Raw genomic sequence first — 7,358 nt, 5'->3', positions numbered from 1 at the left:
AGCTCCCCCGGGCCGGTCTCCACCACCGGGACCCGCACCCCCACCTCCTCCAGCGGCACCACCCGCTGAAACGGCACACCCCCCTCATCCTCGACGACCACCGTCCGCAGACTCTCATGCCGCCCCACCACATCCCGCACCGCCAACCCCAGCGCAGCCACATCCAACTCACCCCTCAACCGCACCCGCAGCGGGGAGTTGTAGCTGGCCGATGGCCCCTCGAAGCGGTGGATGAACCACATCCGGCGCTGCGCGAAGGACAGGGGCAGACGGTCCGGCCGTACCTCGGCGCGCCGGAGCTTCGGACGCACCCACAGGCCCGTCGACAACAGCTTCGCCAGTTCGGCGGCGGTCCCGGAGTCGAACACCGACTTGACGGAGATCTCGACGTTCAGCTCGGCGCGGATCCTGCGGATGAGCTTGGTCGCCAGCAGCGAATGGCCGCCGAGGGCGAAGAAGTTGTCGTCGACGCCGACGCGTTCCAGCCCCAGCACCTCGGCGAAGAGCCCGCAGAGGACCTCTTCCTGGGGTGTGCGGGGCTCCCCGCCATCGGCCGCTCCGCCGTAGTCGGGCGCCGGAAGCGCCCGCTTGTCCAGCTTGCCGCTCGGGGTCAGGGGCACCTCGGAGACGACCATCACGGCCGAGGGCACCAGGTAATCGGGCAGCAGCTCCGCCACGTGTTCGCGCAGTGCGGTGGCCGCGCTTCCGGGCTCGCGGGTCCCCGCGGGGTCGTTCGTCAGTGTCCGGCCGGGGCGCCGGGAGGGGAGGAATCCTCCGGTCAGTACCCGGCCGTCACGGCGGCCTCCGGAGAAGACGATCACGTCGAAGCACTCGACCGCGTTGGTCGACCAGGTCACGAGCGTGTCCCAGCCCTGCTGAGCCGCCCAGGCACACAGGTCGTACGGGTCGACGGGCCGGGGCGCGGTCGCCGGCGCGTCGATCACCGAGGCCGCGGCGGCTGCCCCGGCCTCTCCGGTCAGCCTGGCGTTCGGGATCCGGGCGATCCGCACCGGTGTGTCGCCCTGGGCGCGGCGGAACTCGGCTATTCCGGCCAGGTCTCCGAGCTGCTCGCCCCACTGCCAGGTCGGGACGTCACGCAGCGGCATCGCGTCCACCGGCGTCTTGTGCAGGACGACCTCGTAACGGTGCCGGGTGAGTTCGTTGTGCGCCCGCCCGGGCTTCAGACGGACATCGACCGCGCCGGCGCCGTTCCTGTCGGCCCAGCGGGTGAACCACTCCGGGTCGATGAGCAGTTCCTTCTCCGCCCGTATCGCCCTGGCGACGGCGGCGCGTACGACCGAGGGCGAGGCGTCCGGATGCCGCGCCTGGTGCACACCGGCCCGGAACAGCCGCAGTGAGCCCGCGTTCCGTACGTCACCGACCACGATCCGGCCGCCCGGGGCGAGGAGTTCCATGGCCTGCCGCAGCACACGGTCCAGGTAGACGGCGTCAGGGAAGTACTGCACGACGGAGTTCAGCACGACCGTGTCGAAGTGCCCGTGCGGCAGTCCGGTCGCGTCGTCCGCCGTCTGACAGCGAAGCCGAACCCGCTCGGCGTACCCCGCCTGTGCGGCCTGCTCGCGAAGGCGGTCCGTGACCGAGGACGACAGGTCCGTCGCCCAGTACTCCTCCACCGTGGGGACGATCTTCGCCATCAGCAGCCCGGTGCCCACGCCGATCTCCAAGAGCCGCCGGGGGGACCAGGACAGGATCTGCTCCACCGCCGCGTCGCGCCACGCGGTCATCTCCGGAAGGGGAATCGGCTCGCCGGTGTAGCGGGAGTCCCACCCGCTGAAGTCCTCGCCCCACGCCGCGCCGGGGGTCGCGTACACCCGGTCGTGTACCTGCCGCCACGCGTCGATCTTGTCAGCGGCGCCGCCGAGACCGGCCCCGTCCGCGCCGAGCACCGCGTAGGCGACCAGCCGCTGGTCGCCGGCGGGGTCCTCGTCCGTGACGACCACGGCCTGGGCGACCCCGGGGTGCGACGTCAGCGCCGCCTCGACCTCTCCCGGCTCGACCCGGAACCCGCGGATCTTGGTCTGGGCGTCCGTGCGGCCGACGTACTCCAGTTGTCCGTCGGCGTTCCAGCGGACCAGGTCCCCGGTGCGGTACATGCGCTCGCCCGGCTCGCCGAACGGGCAGGCCACGAAGCGCTCCGCGGTCAGCGCGGCCCGGCGCACATAGCCCCGCGCCAGGGCCGGCCCCGCCACGTACAGCTCGCCCGGCACGCCCGGCGGCACCGGCCGCAGCCCGGCGTCCAGCACGAAGACCCGTGCGTTGGTGACCGGCCCGCCGATGGACGGCACACGGCCGTCACCCGTCAGGGGCGGGCTCATCGTGGCGCACACCGTGGTCTCGGTGGGCCCGTACGCGTTGATCATGCGACGGCCGTCGCACCAGGCCGCCACCAGATCCGGTGAGGACGCGTCTCCCGCGACCACCAGCGTCTCGACCGTCGGCAGCGCTCCGTCCGACAGCGTCGCCAGCACTGGCGGCGGAAGCGTCACATGCGTCACCCGCTGGTCGCTGATCGTCCTCTCCAGCGGCGCGCCGGGCGCCAGCGCATGCCGGTCGGCCAGGACCAGGGTGGCGCCGGACAGCACGCCCATGCACAGCTCCCAGACGGAGGCGTCGAAGCTGGGCGAGGCGAACTGGAGGATCCGGCTCTCGGGCGTGACGTCCAGCCGCCCCAGGTGCGTGCTCAGCAGGCTCGCCAGCCCGGCGTGGGTGACGGCGACGCCCTTGGGGCGGCCGGTGGATCCGGAGGTGTAGATGACGTAGGCGGTGTTGGCCATCGACACGGGGCCCAGCCGGTCCGTGTCCGCGAGGGGCGCAGGGTCGGCCCCGGCCAGCGCCTCGGCGGTATGCGGGTCGTCGAGGCGCAGCACCGGGACCGACAGCTCCGGAAGTTCACCGGCCGTCGCCGCGTCCGCGACCATCAGACAGGCCCCCGAATCCGCCACCATGAACCCGACCCGATCCCCCGGATACGCCGGATCCACCGGAAGATACGCACCACCCGCCTTCACCACCGCCAGCACCGCCACCACCCACTCCGACGACCTCGGCAGCGCCACCCCCACCACCGACTCCGGACCCACACCACGCCCCACCAGCAACCGCGCCAGCCGGTTCGCCCGCCCGTCCAGCTCCCCGTACGACACCGACTCCCCACCACACACCAACGCCACCGACCCCGACCGCTCCGCCACCCGACGCCCGAACAGCCCGGGAACGGTGTCCGCCTCCACCGTGGCGGCGGCCGTGTCGTTCAGGCCGGTCAGCAGCCAGTCCCGCTCCTCGGCGTCCAGCACGTCCGTCACAGCGACCGGTACTCCCGGGTCCGCCACCACCTGGTGCAGCACCCGGGCGAACCGGGCCGCGATCGCATCGACCGCGTCCCGATCGAACGTGTCCTGGTGATACTGCACGGCGAGCCGCAGATGGGGGTCCTCGAGGGCCAGCACGGCCAGCGGGTAGTGGGTGCCGCCCGATGTCGCGACCCCGGTGGTCGCGAGGCCTGCGGCGGTGCTCGCCTCCTCGATGCCTCCGCGGTCGAACGGGTACGACTCGAATCCGATGATGGTGTCGAACAGAGCCGCCAGTCCGGTGGTCCGCTGGATGTCGGCCAGCCCGTAGTGGTGGTGGTCAAGCAGCGCGGCCTGCCGCTTCTGCAACCCGGTCATCAGCTCGGCGAGGGTGGTGTCCGGGGAGCACCGCACCCGCACCGGCACGGTGTTGATGAAGAGCCCGACCATGGAGTCGACGTCCGGCACGGCGGGTGGCCGCCCGGAGACGGTGGCGCCGAACACCACGTCCTGCCGGCCGGTGAGCCGCCCCAGCAGCACGCCCCACGCCGCCTGGACGACGGTGTTCAGGGTGACCCCGAGTCCGGCGGCGCGCCGCGCCAGTTCGCGCGCGGTGTCCACCGAGAGCGGGACGTCCACCAGGCCGAGGCCCGCCTTACGGTCCTCCCCTTGTTTCCCGGCCGCCAGCAGCGTGGGCTCGTCGACCCCGTCCAGCTCGGCCGCCCATGCCCCTGCCGACGCGTCCTGGTCCTGCTCGGACAGCCACGCCAGGTAGTCCCGGAAAGCAGGGGGCGCGGGCAGCGCCGCCGGGGCGCCGCCGGACTCGTAGAGCCGCAGCAGATCCTGCAACAGCACCGGCACGGACCACCCGTCGAACAGCACGTGATGCGCGGTGACGACCAGCTCCGACCGCTCGTGGTCCCGTATGACCAGCGCGAGCCGCAGCATCGGCGGAGCGGCCGGGTCGAAGGGGATGCCGCGGTCCTCGGCGAGGAACCGCTCAAGCGCCTCGTCGCGCTCCGCCTCGTCGACTCCGCCGAGGTCGATGTGGTGCCAGGGCAGCCGGACGCCGTCGACGACCAACTGCACCGGGTCTCCGGAGTCGGTGTTGACGAACGCGCTCCGCAGATTGGCGTGCCGGTCGAGCAGCGCCTGCCCCGCCGCACACAACCGGTCCGGATCCACCCGTCCGGACAGATGCACCACGAACTGCACGTGGTACGCGTCGAAGGCGGCATCGGCCAGCATCGCGTGGAACAGCAGCCCCTCCTGGAGCGGAGCCAGCGGCCATACGTCCGCCAGGCCCGGATAACGGCCCCGCCACGCCTCCAGCTCGCGGGAGCCGACCGGCACGAGTGGGGCGTCCGACGGGCGCGGCCGGGTCCCGGGTTCATGCCCCTCGGGGCGGCCACGGCCGTTCACCGCCTCGGCCAGCCTGGCGACAGTTCGGCGCTCGAAGACGTCCCGGGCGCTGAGCTCCACCCCGCGCGCCCGCGCCCGCGACACCACCTGGATGGACCGGATGCTGTCTCCGCCCGCTCCGAAGAAGTCGTCGTCGATGCCGACCCTGTTGACTCCCAACACCTCGCAGAAGACCGCGGCCAGTGTCTCCTCCAGCGGGTTGCGCGGCGCCCGGTACACCGCACCGGTGAACTCCGGGTCGGGTAGTGCCCGCCGGTCCACCTTGCCGTTCGGTGTCAGGGGCAGCCGCCCCAGGACCACGAACGCCGACGGCACCATGAACTCCGGCAACCGCCCCGACAGGAACCGTCGCAGCTCATTCACCGACAGCCCGGCGCTGAGGTCGAAGTCAAAGTCGCGCAGCTCTTCAACGTCGCCGAAGCCGGCCGTGTCCGCACCGGCGGGCACGACATAGCCCACCAGTTGCTTGCTCCCGCCGGCCCCCGCGACCTCTCGGGCGACCACCACGGCCTGTGCCACCCTCGGGTGCGATGCGAGGGCCGCCTCGACCTCCCCAGGCTCGATCCGGTAGCCGCGCACCTTCACCTGCGCGTCGGCCCGCCCCTGGAAGACGAGTTGGCCGTCCGGCGTCCACGCCACGACATCCCCGGTGCGGTACATCCGCTCACCCGGGTCGGCGAACGGGCAGGCCACGAAGCGTTCCGCAGTCAGCGCCGCCCGGTCCACATATCCCCGTGCCAGCCCCGTCCCGGCCAGATACAGCTCGCCGGGCACCCCTGGCGGCACCGGCCGCAGCCGGCTGTCCAGGACGTAGGCACGCATGTTGTCCATGGGCCGACCGATGGGGACGTCCTCACGGGCCACGGCCCGAGCCGGGTGGTGCGGGCCGCAGACGGCGTACACCGTCGTCTCCGTCGGACCGTATCCGTTGACGAACGTCGTGTCCGGGCACACCTCCTGTGCCTGCCGGATCGCCGACGGCGAGACCTGGTCGCCGCCCACCCACACCTCCCGCAGCCCCGCCAGGCAGCGGGCGTCCTCCCGCACCAGGAGGTCGAACAGCGCGACGGTCAGGAAGACCGAGGTCACGCCGTGCTCTGCCACATACGCAGCGAGCGTGGCCGGGTCCAGGGCCCCGTCCCGTGCCACCACGACCCGGCCTCCGCCCAGCAGAGGAGCCCACAGTTCCCAGACGGACGCATCGAACTGGAACGGTGACTTCAGCAGAATGCGCTTGTGTGAGCCGTTGCGCCAGCGGCGGTCCAGGGCCAGCCCGACGAGGGCTCGCTGGGTGACCGCGACGCCCTTGGGGCGGCCGGTGGATCCGGAGGTGTAGATGACGTAGGCGGTGTTGGCCATCGACACGGGGCCCAGCCGGTCCGTGTCCGCGAGGGGCGCAGGGTCGGCGTCGGCCAGCGCCCCGACGGTATGCGGGTCGTCGAGGCGCAGCACCGGGACCGACAGCTCCGGAAGTTCACCGGCCGTCGCCGCGTCCGCGACCATCAGACAGGCCCCGGAATCCGCCACCATGAACCCGACCCGATCCCCCGGATACGCCGGATCCACCGGCAGATACGCACCACCCGCCTTCACCACCGCCAGCACCGCCACCACCCACTCCGACGACCTCGGCAGCGCCACCCCCACCACCGACTCCGGACCCACACCACGCCCCACCAGCAACCGCGCCAGCCGGTTCGCCCGCCCGTCCAGCTCCCCGTACGACACCGACTCCCCACCACACACCAACGCCACCGACCCCGACCGCTCCGCCACCCGACGCTCAAACAGCTCGGCGACCGGCGCCTCGGACACGGGGACGCCCGTGTCGTTCACCTCCGACAGCAGCCGGTCCCGCTCCTCCGGGGCGAGCACGTCCACCGTGCCCACCGGCAGGCCCGGCTCCGCCAGCACCTGCCGCAGCACCCTGAGGAGCCGGTCCCCCATCGCCTCGACCGTCACTCGGTCGAACAGGTCCGTGGCGAATTCGAGCTGGCAGAGCATTCCCGGCCCGTCCGGGTCGTGGGCGAAACTGAACTCCAGGTCGAACTTCGCGGTCCCGGTCCTGACCCCTTCGAGCGATCCGCTCACCCCGGGCAGCTCCAGGTCGACGCGGGCCTGGCTCTGCCAGGTGAACGCCACCTGGAAGAGGGGGTGGTAGGCGGTGGAGCGCTCGGGGTTGAGCAGTTCGACCAGCCGCTCGAACGGGACGTCCTGGTTGTTGTAGGCGGCGAGCGCCGCTTCCCGGACCCGGCCCAGCAGTTGCTCGAAGGAGGGGTTCCCTGACACGTCGGCCCGCAGCACCCAGGTGTTGACGAAGAAGCCCACCAGATCCGCGAGGGCCTCGTCGGTGCGGCCCGCGATGGAGCAGCCGAGCGTGATGTCCTCGCCGCTGCCCAGCCGGTGCAGCAGGACCGCCAGCGCCGACTGGAGGACCATGGACACGGTCGCCTGATGCGTACGGGCCAGTTCCTCCAGCGCGTCACGCAGGGCGGGCTCGATCGGGAACTCGACCATGTCGCCGTTGCGGCTTGCGAGGGGCGGGCGGGGGCGGTCGGTGGGCAGCGGGAGCGGCTGGGGTACCCCGGCCAGCGCCTGACGCCAGTATCCGAACTGCTGGGCCGCCAC

The 7,358-nt window shown here is 72.3% G+C and carries 1 protein-coding gene; it reads right to left on the bottom strand.

The features are described 5' to 3' along the window. On the bottom strand, window positions 1–7,358 hold a 7,358-nt coding region (locus ACFV2X_RS54915; RefSeq protein WP_385631706.1), incomplete at both ends, for an amino acid adenylation domain-containing protein.

Source organism: Streptomyces sp. NPDC059679 (genome assembly GCF_042734105.1).
Classification (GTDB): Bacteria; Actinomycetota; Actinomycetes; order Streptomycetales; family Streptomycetaceae; genus Streptomyces.
This window is presented reverse-complemented; position numbering and strand designations above follow the sequence as displayed.